This window comes from Maribacter sp. UBA3344 (assembly GCF_002362375.1).
Taxonomy (GTDB): domain Bacteria; phylum Bacteroidota; class Bacteroidia; order Flavobacteriales; family Flavobacteriaceae; genus Maribacter; species Maribacter dokdonensis.
In genome coordinates, this window is sequence record NZ_DERI01000008.1 from 93288 (window position 1) to 114465 (window position 21178).

The following is a 21178-nucleotide window of genomic DNA, read 5'->3' on the forward strand; positions in this document are numbered from 1 at the left end:
TATGCATTTAGACATTGCTGTTTTAGAGGGAGATGGTATAGGACCAGAGGTTGTTGCACAATCTATAAAGTGCCTGCGTTCTGTTGAAGAAACTTTTGGGCATAGTTTTACATTTAAGAACGGTCTAATTGGTGCGTCTGCCATTAAGCAGACGGGCAGCCCTTTACCTAAAGAAACTTTAAAACTTTGCAAAAGTACAGATGCTACTCTTTTTGGCGCTTTGGGCCTTCCTGAATTTGATGACAATCCTAAAGCCAAAGTATGGCCAGAACAAGGTCTTTTGAAATTACGGAAAAAATTAGGGCTGTTTGCCAATATTAGACCCGTAAAGGTGTTCCCGTCATTGGTTAGGCAATCACCACTTTCAAAGACACAAGTTCAAAATACCGATCTAATTATTTTTAGGGAATTATCAGGCGGAATCTATTATGGTAACAAATCCAATGATGAAGATAAAAATTCAGCAACGGACACTTGTACTTACACTGAGTCTGAAATCAGTAGGATAGCCCACCTAGCCTTCAAATCTGCCAGGTCTAGAAAGAAGAAGGTAACATTGGTAGACAAGGCCAATGTTCTTGAAACATCCCGTTTATGGAGACGCGTAGTTCGTGCTATTTCTGAAAGTTATCCAGATGTGGAATTGAATTGCCTGTTTATTGATAATGCTGCGGTTCAGATGATTTTAAACCCATCACAGTTCGATGTTATATTGACCGACAATATGTTTGGCGATATTCTATCTGACCAAGGAAGCGTTATTGCCGGATCTATTGGGTTACTGCCTTCTGCTTCAGTTGGGGTAGAGCATGCCATGTTTGAACCTATTCATGGATCTTACCCTGATGCAGCCGGTAAAAACATAGCAAATCCAGTAGCCTCTATTTTAAGCGTCGCAATGCTATTGCAACATTTTAAGATGAACGAGGAATCTGATGCAGTCGTAGCAGCGGTCTTAAAATCTTTTTCTAAAAAAATAGTAACACCAGATATATTAGGAAGCTCTAAATATGGGACCAATTATGTTGGTGACTTTATTGCCGATAATATTATGGAATTAGATGGTAGTTTTAATATTAACGATGAAAACATAGGCTTAGGTAAATCTACCATTATCTAAGCTACTCATTATTTAATTGGGTCACCAATTCATTGAACTCCTTTTTAAATTCAATATACTTCTCCCCTGTTGCCGGTCCGTTGAAACCGGTATGAATTTTCCTAACATTACCTTTTTTATCGATAAAAATGGTTGTGGGATACGAGAGCACATGATTAAGCATAGGTAGTTTTTCTTGCGCTTTTAATTTATCATAAGTACCGTATTGCGCAAGTAAAATTGGGTAACCCACCCCTATTCTATCTTTTAGACGTTGAATACCTTTAAAGGCTTTATCTTCTGTTTTTGCCGACTCAAAAGCTAGCCCTATGACTTCTATATCTTTATTTTCAGCCATATATTCCACTAGAAACTTTGTTTCATCTAGACAATTTGGGCACCAGGTTCCCATTAATTGCACAATAACGACCTTGTTATGAAATCTATCATCTGACAATGAAACCTTATCGCCATTACTATCCGGAAAGGTAAATGCCAATTTATCATAACCTTCGTTCAAAAATGTAAGTGAATCTGGATCCGGAAGTTCAAAATCATCATTTCTAGTAGCCACAAATGGCTCTTTAAAATGATTTCCAGAATAGAAAACACCATTCATACTAGAGTCCGTAACTTTTGCGGTAAACAGAAAAGCATGGGCACCATCAAATGCAGATAATTTAAGAGAATCGCCATCCATTACACCATCTAAAAACCTATAGTCTCCCGTAGTGGTTCTAAACGTTCCGGTTACCTTATTTCCTTCCTGTAAAAAAATACCTTTACCTACGTATTCTTCTTCCAAATTAGGACTAAAATAAGTTTCCCATATGCCGGTAACGTTCTCCTTGTCTTTCTTATTTGCAACCATAAACCTTTCATTAACACCATGAATTGCCTTAAAAGGAACTATCCTATCTAGACTTTCCTTAATAAATTGTCCCTCAATGATACTATCTGTAAAAGTGCCCGCCAAAAATCCTTCAAAAACCGGTGTATACATAAAAATAGAATCTCCCTTAACTTCCACTTCATCTATTCGTATTACTTCATCGGCATTTATAATATTCATTTCATAATCACAATTTATGTTCTTTTCAACTTTTAAGTTAAAAGGTAACACTTGGTTATCCATTAATTCTAGCTCAACTAACCAATTGCCCTTAGCTAAGTTTTTAACCACCTTTTCTTCTTTACAACCTACTAATACCATGAACATAAAAAGTACTGCAATACTTATTCTCATATTTTATTATTTAAAGAACTTCTAATAAACAATTAAAAAGGCAGAATTAAAAATTAAAATAAAGACTTCATAGCTTATTGAATGTATTAGGGCATTGTTTTATCTTTGCGGCCTATAAATGTTTTGAATGAAAATATCATATAACTGGCTTAAACAGTTCATACAAATAGATTGGGAATCACAAAAAACCGGTGAACTTTTAACGGATTTGGGTTTAGAGGTCGAAGGAATTGAAAAATTTGAATCTGTAAAAGGCGGATTAAAAGGTATTGTTGTAGGACACGTTTTAAGTTGTGAAAAGCATACAAACGCCGATAAACTTAAGGTGACCAAGGTTGACATAGGTCTAGATGCCCCTGTACAAATTGTTTGCGGAGCTAAAAACGTAGCTGCCGGGCAAAAAGTACTTGTAGCTACTATAGGCACTACACTTTATACTTCGGAGGGTGAAGCATGGACCATTAAAAAAGGTAAAATAAGGGGCGAAGAAAGTTTTGGTATGATATGCGCCGAAGACGAACTAGGTCTTGGTGATAGCCATGATGGAATTATGGTTTTAGAAAAGGACCTAAAACCTGGTACACCTTGTGCCGATATCTTTGCTATTGAAGAAGACGAAGTATTCGAAATTGGCTTAACACCTAATCGTGCAGACGCCATGAGCCATTTTGGTGTTGCAAGAGACCTTAAAGCAGGCTTAAAACAAAAAGAAATTACCAAAGAACTGATTACCCCTTCTACTAGTCACTTTAATATTAATGACCGATCATTAAAGATTGATGTAGATGTAGTTAAAACCGAATTAGCACCTCGTTATTGCGGAATTACGATTAGCAATCTAATCATACAGCCCTCTCCTACTTGGTTACAGAATAGATTAAAATCCATAGGATTAACTCCTAAAAACAATGTAGTAGATGCTACCAATTACGTACTACATGAGCTTGGGCAACCTTTACACGCTTTTGATGCAGCTAAAATAAAAGGCAATAAGATCATTGTTCAAACCTTAGCTAAAGGCACTAAGTTTACCACTTTGGACGGAGTTGAAAGAACACTACATGAAGACGATTTAATGATTTGTGACACCGAAAAGCCATTGTGCTTGGCAGGCGTTTTTGGCGGTTTGGGTTCTGGTGTAACTGAAGAAACAACATCTATTTTCTTAGAGAGCGCCTATTTTAACCCCGTATCTATTAGAAAATCAGCGAAAAGACACGGCCTTAACACTGATGCTTCGTTTAGGTTTGAGCGTGGTATTGACATTGAAAATGTGGAGTACAGCTTAAAACGTGCCGCACTTTTAATCAAAGAAATTGCAGGAGGAGAAATTACCTCTGACATTTATGACCTCTACCCTAAGAAACACCCTAATTTTGAAGTGTTTCTTGCTTTTGAAAAAATCAATAAGTTAATTGGACAAGAAATTCCTCAAGATACCATTAAATCTATATTGGCTTCTTTGGACATTAAGGTAAAGAACGTTACTGAAGCCGGCATGGGTCTTGAAGTACCTTCTTATAGAGTAGACGTACAAAGACAAGTTGATGTTATAGAAGAAATTTTAAGGGTATATGGTTACAACAACGTTGCATTTAGCCAAAAACTAAACGCCTCTATTGCAACCACTACCGCTGCTGCAGACCATAAAATACAAAGCACTATTGGTAATTCACTGGCATCTAAAGGTTATAATGAAATTTTAACCAATAGCTTGACCAACCCTGAATATACTACATTAATTGAATCTGATGAAGATAAACATAGGTCAATTGAAATCATTAACCCTTTAAGCGGTGACCTATCAATTTTAAGAAGAACATCTTTATTTTCAGCATTGGAAGCTGCTAGCTACAACATAAACCGTAGGCGATCCAGTCTTAAATTATTCGAGTTCGGAAAAACATATTATGCAAAAGGCGATAAAAGAATTGAGCCTAAATACCTTAGCATCTTATTAACCGGCAACACTGCACCGGATAGCTGGACAAGTAAAGCAATGGCAACTAATTTTTTCGAATTAAAATCAATTGTCCAATCAGTACTATTAAGATTGGGGTTAGACAATTTAAAAAGTGAACCTACATCTTCCCCTATCTTTTCAGAGGGGCTAACATTTACCTATAAGAAGAACTCGTTGGTATCATTTGGATTGGTTAAAAAGTCCATATTAAAACATTTTGACATTAAACAAGATGTATTATTTGCGGACTTTGACTGGGGCTCTATTTTAAAGCAAATTAATACCACGCCCGTAAAGTACAAGGAAATCCCTAAACATCCTGAAGTAAAAAGGGATTTTGCCCTTCTACTTGATCAAAAAGCTACATATCGTGAACTGCATGAACTTGCTTTCAGTGCAGAAAGAAAATATTTAAAGGATATGACCTTGTTTGATGTGTACGAAGGAAAAAATTTACCGGAAGGGAAAAAATCCTATGCCGTAAGCTTTACCTTGCAAGATGACAAGAGTACTTTGACCGAAAAGCAAATAGAAAAAATTATGTCAAAGCTACAAAATAGCTACGAACGTAATTTAGGAGCCAGCCTAAGGTAACTACAACATTTTTTCAGGAACAAAAACGGTATCAATCTCATGAATGATGCCGTTAGATTGATTTGAGTCTGCCGTAGTAATCATAGCATGATTACCAAATTTATCGGTTAAGACAATATCAATACCTTGCATTGAAGCCGTAATTTCATCGCCTTGTATGGTCGTAAATTTAGCTATGCCATTTCCTCTACACATTGCTTTAAGTATACTAGATGCCGATAATTTATCTGCAATGATATGATAAGAAAGCATTGCCTTTAAGGTCCTTTTATTTTCCGGATCAAACAATTTATCCAATGTTGATTTTGAAAGTTTTTCAAATGCGAGATTAGAGGGCGCAAAGACAGTAAACTCCCCATTGTAATTTAAGACTTTATCCAAATTAACCGCTCTTAATGCATTTAACAAACTAGAATGGTTTTCAAAGCTTTCCGTTCGTTCCAAAATAGACTTTTCCGAAGGTAATTGTGAAATTAAATTATCAAACTTAAATTCAATTGCATTGTCCTGCGCATGCATACTAAACCCAAAAAATAGGGCACACAGGGACACGAGGGATGTCCATTTTTTCATAATAGTTGGTTCTTAAGGGGCAAATGTTCTAAAAATCGACGAACGGGTCAATTTCATCGTCAATATACAATTTGAACCCATTTGCACCTAGTTCAAATTATCGAAAAAACAAATTTTAACATTTTATTAACTTTTAATTAAGTTGAACAGAATTTACATGAAAACACTAATTACTTAACTTTGAGTGTATTGCTTAAAAAAGAACATATGTTACTGCCTAAAACAAATATTGAACAGAAGCTATCTTCTATTAAAAAGAAACGAATTTTAGCTGAAGACATAGACCTTAAACAAGTGTATTCCATATTATCCAATCTTGATAATGAATTAGATAGAATAGAGAACAATGTAATTATTGGTAATGGCGTTGCGAACAATAAATTCAATATTGATTTATTGAAAAGTGACAAGATTTATCACACCAAAGAAATTAAACAGATATGTATAGATTATCGATTACGTTTTCTTGATACCAAGTATTTTAAAGGCACTATACCAGCTGAAGGGCTTTCAAAAATTAAAGCCCTTGAAAAAGAACACGATACGGAAATCAAGGGTTTTAAAATTATTGCTCCTTCTAAGCTATTTAAGTTAGAGGATAAAGATGATCCACTATTGTTTGCCCCTATTGGAAATGGCTATTACTATTTAATACACCAATGGGGCAATGACCTTCATCCTTTTAGAAAATTATTAATGTGGCCTTTTAAAAACATGGCGAACCTTATCATACTAGTATTACTAATTAGTTTCCTAGTTACTTTAATGATCCCAAACGGTCTATTTTCCAAATCAAGCACAAATGCCCAATTTTGGATTCTTTATTTCTTCATGTTTAAATGTATAGCCTCTGTAGTTATTTTTTATGGCTTTGCATTAGGAAAAAACTTTAGCCCTGCTATATGGAACAGCAAATATTATAACAGTTAAACCAGTTAAATTTTAATTGATAAATATGGTTTGGGGTATACCGGAGACGTCTATATTATCTATCAATTTAAAATCGGGCGAAGGTGTTATTCTTAGTATACCTCCTTCATTGTTCGCTCCCGTTTTTTGATAACCAATTAGCATGTAATTGTTCTTATCATCATATGCAATAGCCGTTGTACCAGCTATATTATATTTTACATTTAATTCAGAATCCGATAAAAAGTTCTCAAACAAATAAACTACAGTTCCGTTCCTATTAAAATCATAGGTAGCTGGCACTTCTTTAATAGCTGCATTTGGCATGTATTTTTGAAAATAAAATTTACCATCATTACCAATATGATAATCCTGAGTAGAAATAAATCCCGGTGCTGTATCTTCCCCATAGGTAGTATAGACCTTATCTAAGGTCATTGGATCAATTATCGTATGCAATTCAGGATAACTCACTATTATTTCACCAGAATCATTCTTAAACAACCTTAACGCGTCATAACCTAAATCTACATTGACCATTTCATCTAAGGTACTTAAGTCTATTACCGATAAATGATATTCATTGGACACAAATTCATTTAAAGTTAAAACAAAAAGTTTGCCTGAGGATTCCACAATATCTACAGGTTTATTATCAATGGTAACCTCTGAGAAAGCTGAAGGATTGTCCAAAGAACTTACCCTTACTACATAATGTTTGTCCTTACCCGCCAAATCTACTTCATACGCAGCAAACACATTATCTTCATTATAAGTTACAGAAGCTACGCTAACATCACAGGCATTTAAATCATTGAACAGCTGAACTGAACCAGAAGTCTGATTTTCTGAATTATACCATTGCAAAGCAGCTTCGCAATTGGCTGTATAAAAATACCCTAAGCCATTTACAGATTTTATTTTTATAGCACTTGTAGGTATATTGCCTAAAGAGACTACTTCACTTTCCGTAGCCAAATTACCCTCATTATCGCGCACAATAACGGCATTCACGTTATCGTTCGTTTTTAAAAAGACCGTATAGTCTACAGCTATATTAGTTGATGTTTCTTCTTGTTGCTCATTGGTAGATTTATCGCAGGCAACGAAACTTAAGGCCAGCACAAAGCAGGCCACAAAATTGTAGGTTTTCATAAAACATTGATTTGGGTTAATCTATTATTCTATGCTTAAACAGCGTACATTTTATTACGCTGGTCTTTTAATGCCTTGTCAGACATATATTCATCAAACGTAGAATATCTATCAATGTTGCCTTTTGGAGTCAATTCTATAATTCTATTTGCCACAGTTTGAGCAAATTCGTGATCATGTGTTGTAAAAAGCACCGTTCCTTTAAAGTTCTTCAAAGAGTTGTTAAAAGCTGTAATACTTTCAAGATCCAAGTGGTTTGTTGGCTCATCCAACATTAATACATTAGCACGCATTAACATCATTCTACTTAACATACAACGAACTTTTTCACCTCCTGAAAGTACGGTACATTTTTTTAGTGCCTCTTCTCCACTAAACAACATTTTACCCAAAAAACCTCTAATATAAACTTCTTCTCTTTCCTCCTCGGTTTTGGCATACTGGCGCAACCAGTCTACTAGGTTAATGTTATCTGTAAAGAAATCAGAATTATCTGCTGGCAAGTAAGACTGAGTGGTAGTAACACCCCACTGGTAAGATCCTTTATCAGCCTTTTTATTACCGTTTATAATTTCATAGAATGCAGATGTTGCTCTAGAATCCCTAGATATAATAGCAACTTTATCTCCCTTAGCCAGGTTTATATTAATATTATTGAACAACACCTCTCCTTCTTCCGTAGAAGCGGAAAGACCTTCAACGTTCAAAATTTGATCCCCTGCTTCTCTTTCCCTATCAAATATAATTGCCGGATATCTACGGCTAGACGGTTTAATATCATCAACCTTTAACTTGGAAAGCATTTTTTTACGTGAAGTTGCTTGTTTACTTTTTGCAACGTTTGCACTAAATCGAGAAATAAACTCCTGTAATTCTTTTGCTTTTTCTTCAGCCTTCTTATTTTGTTGTGCACGTTGGCGAGCAGCTAACTGACTACTTTCATACCAAAAAGTATAATTACCTGAGTATAGGTTTAGTTTACCAAAATCTATATCTCCTATGTCTGTACATACCGTATCTAAAAAGTGACGGTCATGACTCACTACTATTACCGTATTCTCATAATCTGCCAAGAAATTCTCTAACCAACTAATTGTTTCATAATCCAAGTCGTTGGTAGGCTCATCCATAATCAGCACATCTGGATTACCAAATAACGCCTGCGCCAGCAACACTCGTACTTTTAGTTTAGAATCTAACTCTGACATTAGGGTATAATGCATATCGGCATTAATACCAAGGTTAGAAAGTAGGGCGGCCGCATTACTATCTGCATTCCAACCGTTCATTTCCTCAAATTTCACTTGTAACTCCCCTATTCTATCTGCATTCTTATCATCATAATCAGCATAAAGAGCGTCTATTTCTTTTTTGATTTCATACAGTGGTTTATTACCCATAACTACAGCTTCCAAAACCGTATATTCATCTGCAGAGTTGTGATTTTGCTCCAATATGGACATTCTTTTACCAGGCTCCAAATGCACATGACCAGAAGTTGGATCGATCTGTCCTGCCAATATCTTTAAAAAAGTAGACTTACCAGCTCCGTTAGCACCAATAATACCATAACAATTACCTTGCGTAAAGGCAACGTTTACTTCATCAAATAAAACTCTTTTCCCAAATTGTACAGAAAGATTAGAAACAGATAACATAGAAACTAAATTTTAAAAATCCGTGCAAAAATACAGAATTTATAGGCTTACACGGCTTAGATTTTGATCTAATTCTCTAAAAGATGCTTAAGTTAGCACTTCATAACATTTAACTAGCTATTAACAACATCTGGTGATCTTGTTTATTATTTTTGACTATCACCAGTCCCATATACTATATGATAAGAATTTTACTCTCTACTTGCGTAGCCTTATTAGTGGGTTGTTCCTCCACAAAAAAAGATTCTGACACCGTACTTTTTGCTGGTGAAATTGTAAACCCAACAAGTGATCAAGTAATTTTACTTAAAGGTGTATCTAAAATAGATTCAGCAAAACTTGATGAAAATAACAGGTTCAAGTTTAAATTATCTTCAATTGAAAATGGTCTTTACCATTTTAATATAGCTCCAGAACACCAATATGTGTATTTAGAAAAAGGTGATAGCCTTATGGTTAGGCTCAATACAATATATTTTGATGAATCTTTAGTTTTTTCTGGCAGTAATGAAGAAACAAATAATTTTCTCTTAGATCTTTTCTTGGCAACAGAAGTAGAAGATTCTGACATGTATTCTGAATACTACGAATTGGAACCCTTGGAATTTTTAGAGAAAATCAAATCCCTAAAGCAACAAAAAGTCAATAAACTAAATGAACTGAATGCTGAAAATTTAATTTCCAATCAAGCTATTAAATTACTAACGGGAAGCATTGACTATACCTACAACAGATATAAAGAAATATATCCTTTTAGACATAAAAGAAAAACAGCAGAGGAAAATTTTCATGATTTACCAAAAGACTTCTATGCCTATAGAAGCGACATAAATTACGATGACCATACGCTAACTTACCTAAGACCCTATTATGACTTCATGAAAGCTCATTTAGGAAATTTATCTTACATGACCTGTATGGATAACTGTGGCGATATTCATGAAAACGTAAGCAAACAATTACATTACAAAAAACACAAGCTCCATTTAATAGATAGCCTTGTAGTTGAGAAGGAATTAAGGGACAACTTATTTAGAAATGTTGCATTTGACTACCTATTAAAGAAAAAAGATGCTCCGGAAAACACAGAAATTTTCATCAAAGAATTTAAGAAGGTCTCAAAGAACAATATGCACTTAGCGGAAATTGAGAATCTTTATCAGGGAATTGCAAATCTTCAACCCACCAAAATGATTCCCAATCTTTCTGTTCTTACTTTTGAAAACGAATCAAAAACGCTAACGGAGATTGCCGCAAACAAAAAGGTATTATTCTATTTTTGGTCTGGCACCAATAGAAAACAGTATTTAGATATCTTCAAGAGAATTGCTGTACTGAAAGAAAACAAGCCTGATCACGAACTTATAGGTATTAATATTAAAACCGACTATGACCAGTGGAAGAACATACTAACCACACTTGGTGTAGACCCAACATTACAATATCATAGTAACGATTTTAAGGAACTTACCGAAAAATTGGTGTTATATCCCATCAATAAAGCTATCATAACGGACAACTCTGTAATTGTTGACGGTTTTTCAAATATTTACAAAAATTAATGAGAGCTATGGCTTTCCAACAATTTCTCAAACCAAAGTCCTGGTAATATATTTTTAAGTGTCAATGAAAATTTTTGAATGAAGGAACCAACTTTATAGTGAGGTTTTGGATTTTTTGTTTCAATAATTTTTGCAATTTTTCTACCTACATCTGCCGGGTCCCCCCCACTATCAACATCAGCATCAATAGTCTCAAGAGTATTCTTGTAAGCACTTTTATACGGAGAATTATCATACACAGGAGTATGGTACCTACCAGACGCAATATTTGTTGCAAAATCTCCCGGAGCCAATGTGGTAAGCTTAACCCCAAATTGTTTGGTTTCCATTCTATAGCTTTCGGTAACAATTTCCAAAGCACCTTTAGATGCCGAGTAAATACCTCTATAGGGCAGCCCCATATAACCGGCAATTGAAGTAATATTAATAATAAGTCCTTTTTTTTGACTGCGCATGATCGGCAAAATGTTGTTCATTACGTTCAATGGACCATTAAAATTTGTTGCAAAAGCATTAAGTACTTCTTCATGCGGTGTTTCTTCCATAGGACCGGTAATACCTATACCTGCATTATTGATCAATACATCAATCTTATTTTCTTTCCCTAAAAGTGTATTGATACATTGTTTAATGGTTTCTACATTTCTGACATTCATTTCCAAAAGAGGAAAATCCGTAAATGAAGGATATCTACTTACATCACGAGTTGTACCGTATACGATGTACCCTTTACTCTTTAAATGTATGCCTATTGCTTTTCCAATTCCTGAAGACCCACCTGTTATTAGTACTACTTTTGTTTTCATTTTAAAGAAAATAAGTGATGCTAAATTTTATATAGAGTTGATTTTGAATATATTACCCAAGTTTAAGTTCTTTCACTTTTGGGTACAAAAAAAGGCAAGCTACCTACATCGCACCGCTACGACCGTATACCCTTGCTGCGTTCCCACCCTGGGGGATTCTACAGGAGCTGGTCGTGTAGGACTTGCCGGGTGCAAATATACAATCTTTTAAAACTTTGACAATCCTTTTAGTTTCTAATTTTTATGAATTAAATTGCCTTTTATTAACAATCACTCATGCTTTTAGTGGATTACCACTAATTCTAAAACACCGATTTACTTAATGAATATCTTCAAAATAATCTGTATTATTCTTATTACCAGCATTTTCACTTCTTGCGGCAGTGGCAACCAAAAAGCCTCTTCATTATTTGAAATTAAATTAGAGAATAATTTAAAACAAATAAATCAAAATCAAGAAATAGGTGTTTCCATCAACAACAAGAAAGAAAAACAGATAGAAAGTGTGGAATATAGTATTGACAACACTACTTTACCTGTAAATAATGGTAAAATTAAAGTCAATCTGCCTACACTAGGGCATAAAGTTTTAACTGCTAAAATTACTTTTGATGGTGAAACTGTTGAAATAAACAAGAATCTCAAATTACTATCAGAAAAGGCTCCGGAGATATATACATATAATATCATAAATGAATTTCCCCACGATACCAAAGCCTACACCCAAGGTTTAGAATTTTACAACGACACTCTTTACGAATCAACAGGTAAAAAAGGTCAATCTTTTTTAAGAAAATTGAACTTTAAAACAGGGGAAGTATACAAGCAAATAGATTTAGACGCCGCGTATTTTGGTGAAGGCATTACAATTCTCAATGACAAAATCTACCAACTTACTTGGCAAAGTGGTTTAGGCTTTATTTACGACCTAAATACTTTTAAAAAACTTGATAATTTTCAATATGAAAAAAGTCGAGAAGGTTGGGGATTAACCAATGATGGCACAAAAATTTTTAAAAGTGATGGTACGGAAAAAATTTGGTTCATAAACCCCAACACTATGACAGAAGAAGGTCATATAGAAACAGTGACCAATTCCTCTATTTTTAATTCTGCCAATGAACTGGAATATGTAGATGGCAAGATATATGCCAACGTATACCAAAAACCCAGTGTTATGATTATTGACAGCAAAACCGGTGCAATTGAAGGGGTTATTAATTTTAGCGGCTTAAGCGATAAAATAACCAAAACAGATAATTGGGACAAAGTAAATTATGTTCTCAACGGTATTGCCTACCATCCAGAACGAAAGACATTTTTTGTTACCGGCAAATTTTGGGATAAAATGTTTGAAGTTCAAATACAGAAAAAATAGAATGAATTTATTTCATAAAGAAATTACAGTTACTGTAGATGACTTAGATGATTTAAACCATGTTAATAACGTAAGATACGTTCAATGGATTCAAGACATATCTAAAGAACATTGGCAAACAAAAGCATCCCCCATAATGCAAAATGAAGTTATCTGGGTAGTATTAAGTCATCATATTGAATATAAACGTGCGGCGGTTTTGAACGACCGAATTAAAATAACTACCTATATAGACTCCAGTTCAGGTGCAAAGTCAATTAGAGTGGTTGAGATGAAACACGCTGTTACCAACAAGCTACTTGTAAAATCAAGCACAGAGTGGTGTCTTCTAGAAAGCAAATCTTACAAACCCATGAGAATTCCAGACGATATAAAGGAAATTTTCATATAACTTAGGTGTTGTAAAATTAGAATTACGTGCGTACCAAAATATTTATCATCTTACCGCTGCTATTTGCCATTCTATGGTCCGCATCATGTAGAAAAGATTTTGAATATGCACCCAGTAATGGTCATCTTTCTTTTTCCAAGGATACTGTCTATCTAGATACCGTATTTTCAAATATTGGTAGTAGCACGTACACGCTAAAGGTTTTTAATGACACGAAGGACGATGTGGTAATACCTAATATAGCTCTTGAAAATGGCACTGCGAGTTTCTACAGACTTAATGTTGATGGTGTCGCCGGTAATGAATTTAATAATATACCTATTTATGCAAAGGACAGCCTTTTTATTCTAATTGAAACAACCATTGATATTGTAGAACCCACAGCTAATGAATTACTTTATACAGACGCTATTCAGTTCGATAGTGGGCCGTATCAACAATCTGTGCAATTAGTAACCTTAGCAAAAGATGCCATATTCCTTTACCCAAACACCGAATTAAAGAGTCAATCTGAAATAATAGATGTTCAAATTGACGAATCAACAGAACCTATAGAATTAGAAGGATTTGTGCTAACAGACGACTTTTTAACCTTTAAAAGCAATAAACCCTACGTAGTTTATGGCTACGCTATAGTTGAGGAGAACAAAAAATTAAATATTGAGGCTGGATCTAGAATACACTTCCATCAGAATTCTGGTATTTTGGTAAAAAATGGAGGTTCCATTTCAATAAATGGAGAGCTCAGCGACAACCAAGAACTCCTAGAAGGGGAAGTACTATTTGAAGGTGACAGACTTGAACCGGATTTTGATAACGTTACAGGACAATGGGGAGCTATCTGGATAAGCTCTGGAAGTCAGAACAATACCATAAATTATTTAACCATTAAGAATGCACAAATTGGTTTGTTTGTTGAGGGAAGGGAAAACAATTCTGAATCTACCCTAACCATAACAAATACCAAAATTTTCAACAGTTCTACCACTAATCTTTGGGCAAGAAATGCAAATATTACAGGGGAAAATTTAGTAATAGGCAGTGCAGGTAATTCGTCTTTACTTATAGAAAATGGTGGATATTATAGCTTTACACATTCAACTATATCCAATTATTGGAACAAAGGTTTTAGGTTCAATGCTGCTTTGGAAATTAGAAACGATACTAAAACCAATCCTGAAGTAGCATACGACTTGCAAAAAGCAGAATTCAAAAATTCAATTATTGATGGCAATAGTCAAATTGAAATTTCATTGAACCCTAACGGGCAACATACATTTAATTATTCCTTTGAAAATTGTTTTATCAAAATCAATCAAAGTAATGCTTCAAATTACCCCGATAACACGGCATTTTTTAGCAATATCATTATGTCCGGAGAACTAGATTATTTTTCACCCATTGATAACGATTTTAGAATAGGATTTGAAAGTGAAGCCTTTAACAAAGGGGATGTAGATACAGCAAACGCCGTACCTTATGATATTTTAGGAATTTCAAGAATATCTTCTCCAGATTTAGGTGCTTATCAAGCAATTGAAATGGAATTTTAGTTATAATTCTTATTTATCTGCAAGATTTTTCGCTCACAAACCCCATAAACATTGATTTTATAAATATATCCTCTGTTTTTATAAGGACATTCTAGGTCAACCTTTTATAACCTATGTTTAATTTCGTGGTATACGCTATATCATTTGAATTATACTTACACCATAATAGACTCTGATGCTGTTTCAAATTTACAGTTACATGCTTTCTTAGATGAGTATGGCGATTTTGAGTGTATAAATACCACGAACAACCCTTCTGATGGTTTAAACGATATTCTTAAATATTCCCCAGATATTGTTTTCATAAACCTAAATAATGACTATGCCTCTGTTTTTTTAATGATTACCGAGATTCATCAATATATGAATCAGCTTCCTATTTTGATCGGTATTGCTACAACCAAGAATTACGCATATGATGCAATCAAAAACGGTTTTTTTGATTATTGGTTGCAACCATTCAATGAATTTGATATTCGTAAATCATTGATGAAGCTTCAAAAGCGCATGCCAAAGGAAAATGCACCGGCTACCCTATGCTTAAAATCATATAACGATTTTCAATATTTGGACACCAATGATATTTTATATCTAAAGGCAGATAATAATACAACGGAGTTTTTCATGAAAGACGGCACAATTATTAATGCATATAAGACGTTAAAGACTTTTGAGAATACCTTGCCCAAGAACTTTATGCGTATTCACCAAAGCTATATTGTAAACACCAATTATGTCTCTCGTATAAACTTTGGTAAATCTATATGCGCCATAAAAAAGGTAAACGAAAATATCCCATTCTCTAAATCTTACCGTGGGAATATGGACAATTTAAAAAGCATACTGAACAAAAACACACTTTCCGCCTTAAATTAATGAATTCTCTCAAAATTAGGTCATATACTCACAGAACCTAATCATCCACTCATAGCTGTGATTTTATCAATTGTAACCGGCTTTATCATATTACTTTGGTAGTATAATAAACCAAAAACCCCTTAAAACACACAGTATGAAAAAAGTAACAAGTATTTTAGCAGTAGCAGTAATGGCAGTTGGTATGGCTTCTATGTCATCTCAAAATATATCAAATGAAATTGAAAATGTGAATGATATATCAAAAGCTTTAACCTGCAACGATTGCTCATTGCCACCAGATGATAGAAAACCACCAAAAAAGATTGCATAGATTTAAAAAATATTAATACAAAAAAAGCCTTTAACGCGAACGTTAAAGGCTTTTTTTATACCTTGGTTTTATTATCATATTAAAACCCATTTTTGAATAAGTACTATTTATCATTAATATTATCTTGCTTACTGCTTAGCTTTAGCTGTTCTAAAACAGAATCCGCAAAACCACCTATAGTAGAAAAGCAAGAAAATGACAGCATATCTATATGGATAGATGAAAGTTACAACGCAAATACAGAAAGAAAATTAGAATTACAAAATAAAGCCTTTCAACTAGCAAAGAATACATCTAATGACACCTTAAAATCAAAGTATTTTTCTAATCTTTCATTTAACCAGCAGTTTCTTTCAGATAGCTTATTATTTCGAAAAATAAATAAAGAAGCCATCTTAATAAATAAGCAAATTAAAGATTCTACCGCTATAGGATACGCTTATTATGACTTAGCGTATTTTTTAGACAATAATATTGTAAAAGATAGTGCATTTTACTATTATTCAGAAGCACTCAACATATTTTCAGGTACTGGAGACATGGAACTTATGGGCCGCATGTATTTAAATATGGCAGTCATTCAAATGAAGATTAAAGATTATGTAGGTAGCGAAGCAAATACCATAAAGGCAATAGAAGGTTTTAAAATCTTAAATGACTATGAACAACTATATCGATGTTATAATCTATTAGGAATTGTACTGGGGGATTTGAAAGAATTTGACAAATCTTTAGCGTATTACAACGAAGCATTATTTTATTTAGAAAAGACACCAAATAGTACTATTGAAAAGGCAAGTGTTTCTAATAACATAGGTGTAAATTATAGGCATCTTAAACTTTATGATAAAGCAATTCACAACTTTGAAAATGTACTGAAAATAAATAATTTACACATAAAACACCCCAGTTTATTTGCCAAAGCGATTAGTAATTTAGCCACTTCTAAATTATATGCACAGGACACTTTGAATGTAGAGAATCTGTTCAAAAAATCAATTGAAATAAAAAAAGAAGAAAATGAACTTGCCAGTTTATCTTCAAGTTATTTCAACTATGCTGAATATAAAGCATATGCAAAAGACACTATAAATGCTATTGAAAAATTAAAGAAATCAGAAAATTTAGCACGGGAATCTAGTTCAAACGAACAGTTATTAAAAACTTGGCAATACTTAGCCATTTTAGACAAGAATAATGCTTCAGATTATTTCAAAAAATTTACTAAACTAAATGATAGTCTACTATCTGAAGAACGTAAACAACAGAATAAATTTGCCCGTATACGTTTTGAAACTGACGAATTTATTGCAGAAAATATTGAGTTGGAAAGTGAAAAACAGGTTCTTTCCAAGCAAAAGCAAATTTGGATAGGTATTGCTACCGGTTTCTTTTTACTGGGGCTATCTGTCTACATCATTATCAACCAACGTGCAAAAAATCAAAAATTAAGGTTTGATCAGCAACAGCAAGCCAACAATCAAGAGATTTTTAATTTGATGTTAATGCAAAAGCAAAAAGTTGATGAAGTAAAAAGGCTAGAGCAAAAACGAATTTCAGAAGAGCTACATGATGGGGTTTTAGGTAAAATGTTGGGTGCGAGAATGATACTAACAGGTTTAAATAAACGTGCCACGGATGAAGCTATTCAAGAAAAATCAAAAGCCCTGGGATCATTACAAGAAATTGAGAATGAGATTAGAGCAATTTCACACGAATTGAGCCATAGCGCTTATCAAAAAATTAGCAACTTTACAGATTCAGTAGAAACACTGCTTGCCAATAATCGCAACACCAAAATCAAAACTATTTTCCACTTCAATGAAGATGAAAACTGGGATAGCCTAGCTGGTGAAATTAAAATTAACGTATACCGAATTATACAAGAAACTTTTCAAAATGCAATTAAGCATTCAAAATGCTCATTCTTTGAAGTTACGTTTTACAGAGATGATGAACAGTTTAATGTCATTATGAGCGATAATGGTATTGGCTACAATGTAATTAAGGGTAAAAAAGGAATTGGAATTAGAAATATTACTTCTAGAATTGAAAAATTAAATGGTTCATTTCATATAGACTCAACCGAAGGCCAGGGCACTACCATATCTTTAAATATCCCCATTTAAAATAGAAAGTAATAATTTTACAAATAATAATAGTTTATATTAATACGTTTAGTAAATTAGATTAGAATCACAACTTATGAACACTGTACGAATTTTAGCGGTAGATGATCATGAAATGACTGCTCTTGGATATAAATATATCTTAGAAGATTCTGAATTTGACAACTTTAATGTTAAAGTTGAAATAGCAACGAACTTCGAAAAAGGAAAGAGCAAAATTGAAATGTCAAAAAGAGCAGTACCTTATGACATTATTTTATTGGACATTCAGTTGTTCTCTCCAGAATCCAAAGACCCAAGAACTGGTATAGATTTAGGTATAGTTGCTAGAAATGAAGTTCCTAAATCAAAAGTTGTTTTCATGTCATCTTACAGTGATAACTACAGAATTAATAACATTTTTAAAACGGTTAATCCTGATGGTTACATGGTAAAATCCGAGATCGATGAAATGTCTCTTAAAACCATGGTTGAAACAATAGCAAACGATTCACCTTACTATACCGCTAGTGCATTATCTGCAATTAGACGAAGAATGTCGACAGACATTGTTATTGATGAGCAAGATCAGAAAATATTATATCATTTATCTCAAGGAATTCACACTAGAGACATAGCCCCATTAATTGGATCTGCAAATACAACTGTTGAAGCTAGAAAAAGGCAGCTAAAAGCACTTTTTGACGTTAAGAACGGAAATGACCTTGCCTTAATTAACGAGGCTAAAACAAGAGGATTTCTATAGAATTAGCATATTTTCAAACTATTGATTTACAGGATTTTATAAAAATTTAATTCATTTTATAATAATATCCTCTGAAATTCTAAGGTTTTTCTATATCAGATTTTGAAGTTAGAAAAGTATCTTTATGATAAAGAATGCTATAAATTTCTACTCGTATGCCATTTAATTACGAAAATTTTATTAATAATTCTAAATCCGAATATACCAAGGAAATCATTGGTATAGATGAGTTTTTAAAATCGTTAGACTTCCATTATTTCTCTAGTGTTAAGCTAAATAACAAGCATATTACATTTAACTCAATTAGCTTAGTTTTGGAAATTTCCTGCAATTTGGATTTATTAGAACTACTAGCCCATTTTAATACGGATAGATGGGGGCATAACGGCAAAGAAAAATCTCCACTACAACAAGAATTAGAAATTCTTGACTTAAAAAACAAGTACCATATTGATATTGAAGAACTAACATTCTTTTTAAATGATACAAGTGTTGTTATAAAACGTATTTATGACAAAAGCATACCCACCCAGCTGAATGACATATTAAAACAGATTGCGTTTAATTATGTGTTTCTAACAAGAGGATTAACGCAAAAACCATATGAAATTTTTGTCCCCATTTTTGAAGACACGCTTGAAAACCCGGACAATAACGAAGAGGAATTGAATATTGCTCCTAAATCGTACTCTGAATTTTGGGGCATATATCTAGATAAAGATGATGAGGCCTCTATCTATGATGTAAATAAAAATACATATGTAAGTGGTGATTTGGAGTTTTTATCTGAATAAAAACCCCAAATCATTACTAAACTTACTTAGGCATTAAATATTGGCCTTGTTTTCATCATTTCGTTGACCTTACCTCTAACCTCTTTTATTATTGATTCATTCTCAGGATTCATAATTACCTGATCAATAAATTCAACAACCTTTTCCATATCAGATTCCACTAGACCTCTAGTAGTAATTGCTGCTGTCCCAAATCTAATACCAGATGTTACAAACGGAGATTTGTCATCAAATGGCACCATATTCTTATTTGCTGTGATATCAGCCAACACTAGGGCTTTCTCCGCATCTTTACCAGAAATATCTTTGTTTCTTAAATCAATAAGCATCATATGATTATCGGTACCATCAGAAATAATATTGTAATCTAGTTTTACAAAGGCCTTAGCCATGGCATCGGCATTTTTCTTTACTTGAGAAATATAAGCAGCATATGAATCTGTCAAAGCCTCACCAAAGGCAATTGCTTTACCGGCAATAACATGCTCTAAAGGTCCTCCTTGATTTCCTGGAAAAACCGCTAAATCCAATAATGCCGACATTTTTCTTAAGTTTCCATTCTTAAGTTTAATACCAAACGGATTTTCAAAATCCTTGCCCATCAATATTAAACCTCCCCTTGGTCCTCTTAACGTTTTGTGAGTTGTTGTTGTAACAATGTGACAATGCGGAATTGGATCACTTAAAAGTCCTTTAGCAATTAAACCTGCAGGGTGAGAAATATCTGCAAGTAAAATAGCATTTACACTATCGGCAATTTTACGAAAACGTTCAAAGTCCATATCCCTTGAATATGCAGATGCACCTGCAATTATCAATTTTGGTTGTTCTTTTGTTGCTATTTCCTGAATTTTATCATAATCCAACCTTCCGGTTTCCTTATCTACTCCATAAAACACAGGGGTATACAATCTTCCAGAAAAATTTACGGGAGAACCATGCGTTAAATGACCTCCATGTGATAAATCAAAACCTAAAATTTTATCTCCTGGCTTTAAACATGCATGATATACAGCTGCATTTGCTTGCGACCCAGAGTGTGGTTGTACATTCGCATATGCTGCACCAAATAACTCTTTTGCCCTATCTATGGCCAATTGCTCTACTTTATCTACTACTTCACAACCACCATAATACCTTTTACCAGGGTATCCTTCGGCATATTTATTGGTAAGTACAGAACCTTGAGCCTCCATTACTTGAGGACTTGTAAAATTTTCAGAGGCAATTAACTCAATGCCGTTGATTTGGCGTTGTTTCTCTTCTTCAATAAGATTAAAAATTGTGGTATCGCGTTGCATGTGCTATATCTTTTAAATAAGTGGCAAAAATACAAATAGCACACTTAAAGAAATATAAAAAATGACACAATCGCATAACTTATTTATTAAAATAAGTTAATAACTACACCTCTATCAAAGGCTTATATAATGA

General features: G+C 33.7%; 18 protein-coding genes and 1 other RNA gene. 12 read left to right on the plus strand and 7 right to left on the minus strand.

Going from position 1 to position 21178, the window contains the following annotated elements; translation table 11 throughout:
* The first annotated feature begins 1 nt into the window (after window position 1).
* Window positions 2-1120 carry a 3-isopropylmalate dehydrogenase gene (gene leuB, locus B2Z27_RS03515; RefSeq protein WP_286812594.1) on the plus strand — a complete coding sequence of 373 codons (1119 nt, stop codon included), beginning with the start codon at window positions 2-4 and terminating at the stop codon, window positions 1118-1120.
* Window position 1121: 1 nt separating this feature from the next.
* On the opposite strand, the gene B2Z27_RS03520 is transcribed toward leuB, so the two are convergent.
* Complete coding sequence (locus B2Z27_RS03520) at window positions 1122-2345, minus strand: TlpA family protein disulfide reductase (protein ID WP_286812595.1); 1224 nt, start codon at window positions 2343-2345, stop codon at window positions 1122-1124.
* A 127-nt stretch (window positions 2346-2472) separates the two neighbouring features.
* Here B2Z27_RS03520 and pheT point away from each other — a divergent pair, with 127 nt between their 5' ends.
* Window positions 2473-4902 carry a phenylalanine--tRNA ligase subunit beta gene (pheT, locus tag B2Z27_RS03525; protein ID WP_286812596.1) on the plus strand — a complete coding sequence of 810 codons (2430 nt, stop codon included), beginning with the start codon at window positions 2473-2475 and terminating at the stop codon, window positions 4900-4902.
* On the opposite strand, the gene B2Z27_RS03530 is transcribed toward pheT, so the two are convergent.
* Window positions 4903-5475, minus strand: coding sequence for a fasciclin domain-containing protein (locus tag B2Z27_RS03530; protein WP_286812597.1), 573 nt, complete (start codon window positions 5473-5475; stop codon window positions 4903-4905).
* 207 nt (window positions 5476-5682) lie between these two features.
* On the opposite strand from B2Z27_RS03530, the gene B2Z27_RS03535 reads away from it, so the two are divergent.
* Window positions 5683-6405 (plus strand): hypothetical protein, encoded by a 723-nt coding sequence (locus tag B2Z27_RS03535; RefSeq protein ID WP_286812598.1) that lies wholly within the window; start codon window positions 5683-5685, stop codon window positions 6403-6405.
* Window positions 6406-6417: 12 nt separating this feature from the next.
* Here B2Z27_RS03535 and B2Z27_RS03540 read toward each other — a convergent pair whose 3' ends face one another.
* Both B2Z27_RS03540 and B2Z27_RS03545 read right to left on the minus strand, forming a co-directional pair.
* Entirely contained in the window at window positions 6418-7539 is a 1122-nt protein-coding gene (locus B2Z27_RS03540; RefSeq protein WP_286812599.1) for a hypothetical protein, read from the minus strand.
* 35 nt (window positions 7540-7574) lie between these two features.
* Window positions 7575-9197, minus strand: coding sequence for an ABC-F family ATP-binding cassette domain-containing protein (locus B2Z27_RS03545; protein ID WP_058102930.1), 1623 nt, complete (start codon window positions 9195-9197; stop codon window positions 7575-7577).
* 179 nt (window positions 9198-9376) lie between these two features.
* Between B2Z27_RS03545 and B2Z27_RS03550 the strand changes: the two genes are divergently transcribed.
* Complete coding sequence (locus tag B2Z27_RS03550; RefSeq protein ID WP_286812600.1) at window positions 9377-10759, plus strand: transaldolase; 1383 nt, start codon at window positions 9377-9379, stop codon at window positions 10757-10759.
* Here the strand turns inward: B2Z27_RS03550 and B2Z27_RS03555 are convergent.
* Entirely contained in the window at window positions 10756-11565 is an 810-nt protein-coding gene (locus tag B2Z27_RS03555) for an SDR family oxidoreductase (RefSeq protein ID WP_286812602.1), read from the minus strand. The genes B2Z27_RS03550 and B2Z27_RS03555 overlap by 4 nt on opposite strands.
* Before the next feature lie 89 nt (window positions 11566-11654).
* An RNA gene (ffs, locus tag B2Z27_RS03560) (signal recognition particle sRNA small type) lies at window positions 11655-11753 on the minus strand.
* Between the two features lie 134 nt (window positions 11754-11887).
* Here ffs and B2Z27_RS03565 point away from each other — a divergent pair.
* The 8 genes from B2Z27_RS03565 (at window position 11888) to B2Z27_RS03600 (ending at window position 19744) form a co-directional block, all read left to right on the plus strand.
* Window positions 11888-12943, plus strand: coding sequence for a glutaminyl-peptide cyclotransferase (locus tag B2Z27_RS03565; RefSeq protein WP_286812603.1), 1056 nt, complete (start codon window positions 11888-11890; stop codon window positions 12941-12943).
* Window positions 12918-13334: a thioesterase family protein gene (locus tag B2Z27_RS03570; protein ID WP_339632319.1), complete on the plus strand. Its 417-nt coding sequence runs from the start codon at window positions 12918-12920 to the stop codon at window positions 13332-13334. Before B2Z27_RS03565 ends, B2Z27_RS03570 begins: the two co-directional genes overlap by 26 nt.
* Window positions 13335-13360: 26 nt before the next feature.
* Window positions 13361-14887, plus strand: coding sequence for a hypothetical protein (locus B2Z27_RS03575; RefSeq protein ID WP_286812604.1), 1527 nt, complete (start codon window positions 13361-13363; stop codon window positions 14885-14887).
* Window positions 14888-15031: 144 nt separating this feature from the next.
* Window positions 15032-15763 (plus strand): LytR/AlgR family response regulator transcription factor, encoded by a 732-nt coding sequence (locus B2Z27_RS03580; protein WP_286812605.1) that lies wholly within the window; start codon window positions 15032-15034, stop codon window positions 15761-15763.
* Window positions 15764-15899: 136 nt separating this feature from the next.
* The gene (locus tag B2Z27_RS03585; RefSeq protein WP_215998131.1) at window positions 15900-16076 is read left to right on the plus strand and encodes a hypothetical protein; all 177 of its coding nucleotides are present in this window, start codon (window positions 15900-15902) and stop codon (window positions 16074-16076) included.
* Window positions 16077-16168: 92 nt separating this feature from the next.
* Window positions 16169-18205, plus strand: coding sequence for a tetratricopeptide repeat-containing sensor histidine kinase (locus tag B2Z27_RS03590; protein ID WP_286812606.1), 2037 nt, complete (start codon window positions 16169-16171; stop codon window positions 18203-18205).
* 76 nt (window positions 18206-18281) lie between these two features.
* Window positions 18282-18950, plus strand: a complete 669-nt coding sequence (locus B2Z27_RS03595; RefSeq protein WP_058102938.1) for a response regulator transcription factor — start codon at window positions 18282-18284, stop codon at window positions 18948-18950.
* Window positions 18951-19105: 155 nt separating this feature from the next.
* Window positions 19106-19744 carry a hypothetical protein gene (locus B2Z27_RS03600; RefSeq protein WP_286812607.1) on the plus strand — a complete coding sequence of 213 codons (639 nt, stop codon included), beginning with the start codon at window positions 19106-19108 and terminating at the stop codon, window positions 19742-19744.
* 26 nt (window positions 19745-19770) lie between these two features.
* On the opposite strand, the gene glyA is transcribed toward B2Z27_RS03600, so the two are convergent.
* The gene (glyA, locus tag B2Z27_RS03605; RefSeq protein ID WP_286812608.1) at window positions 19771-21045 is read right to left on the minus strand and encodes a serine hydroxymethyltransferase; all 1275 of its coding nucleotides are present in this window, start codon (window positions 21043-21045) and stop codon (window positions 19771-19773) included.
* Window positions 21046-21178: the final 133 nt, after the last annotated feature.

Bases quoted from the DNA above. Each gene is read 5' to 3' on its own strand.
- leuB (WP_286812594.1), top strand. From the start codon at position 2: ATGCATTTAGACATTGCTGTTTTAGAGGGAGATGGTATAGGACCAGAG.
- B2Z27_RS03520 (WP_286812595.1), bottom strand. From the start codon at position 2,345: ATGAGAATAAGTATTGCAGTACTTTTTATGTTCATGGTATTAGTAGGT.
- pheT (WP_286812596.1), top strand. From the start codon at position 2,473: ATGAAAATATCATATAACTGGCTTAAACAGTTCATACAAATAGATTGG.
- B2Z27_RS03530 (WP_286812597.1), bottom strand. From the start codon at position 5,475: ATGAAAAAATGGACATCCCTCGTGTCCCTGTGTGCCCTATTTTTTGGG.
- B2Z27_RS03535 (WP_286812598.1), top strand. From the start codon at position 5,683: ATGTTACTGCCTAAAACAAATATTGAACAGAAGCTATCTTCTATTAAA.
- B2Z27_RS03540 (WP_286812599.1), bottom strand. From the start codon at position 7,539: ATGAAAACCTACAATTTTGTGGCCTGCTTTGTGCTGGCCTTAAGTTTC.
- B2Z27_RS03545 (WP_058102930.1), bottom strand. From the start codon at position 9,197: ATGTTATCTGTTTCTAATCTTTCTGTACAATTTGGGAAAAGAGTTTTA.
- B2Z27_RS03550 (WP_286812600.1), top strand. From the start codon at position 9,377: ATGATAAGAATTTTACTCTCTACTTGCGTAGCCTTATTAGTGGGTTGT.
- B2Z27_RS03555 (WP_286812602.1), bottom strand. From the start codon at position 11,565: ATGAAAACAAAAGTAGTACTAATAACAGGTGGGTCTTCAGGAATTGGA.
- B2Z27_RS03565 (WP_286812603.1), top strand. From the start codon at position 11,888: ATGAATATCTTCAAAATAATCTGTATTATTCTTATTACCAGCATTTTC.
- B2Z27_RS03585 (WP_215998131.1), top strand. From the start codon at position 15,900: ATGAAAAAAGTAACAAGTATTTTAGCAGTAGCAGTAATGGCAGTTGGT.
- B2Z27_RS03595 (WP_058102938.1), top strand. From the start codon at position 18,282: ATGAACACTGTACGAATTTTAGCGGTAGATGATCATGAAATGACTGCT.
- B2Z27_RS03600 (WP_286812607.1), top strand. From the start codon at position 19,106: ATGCCATTTAATTACGAAAATTTTATTAATAATTCTAAATCCGAATAT.
- glyA (WP_286812608.1), bottom strand. From the start codon at position 21,045: ATGCAACGCGATACCACAATTTTTAATCTTATTGAAGAAGAGAAACAA.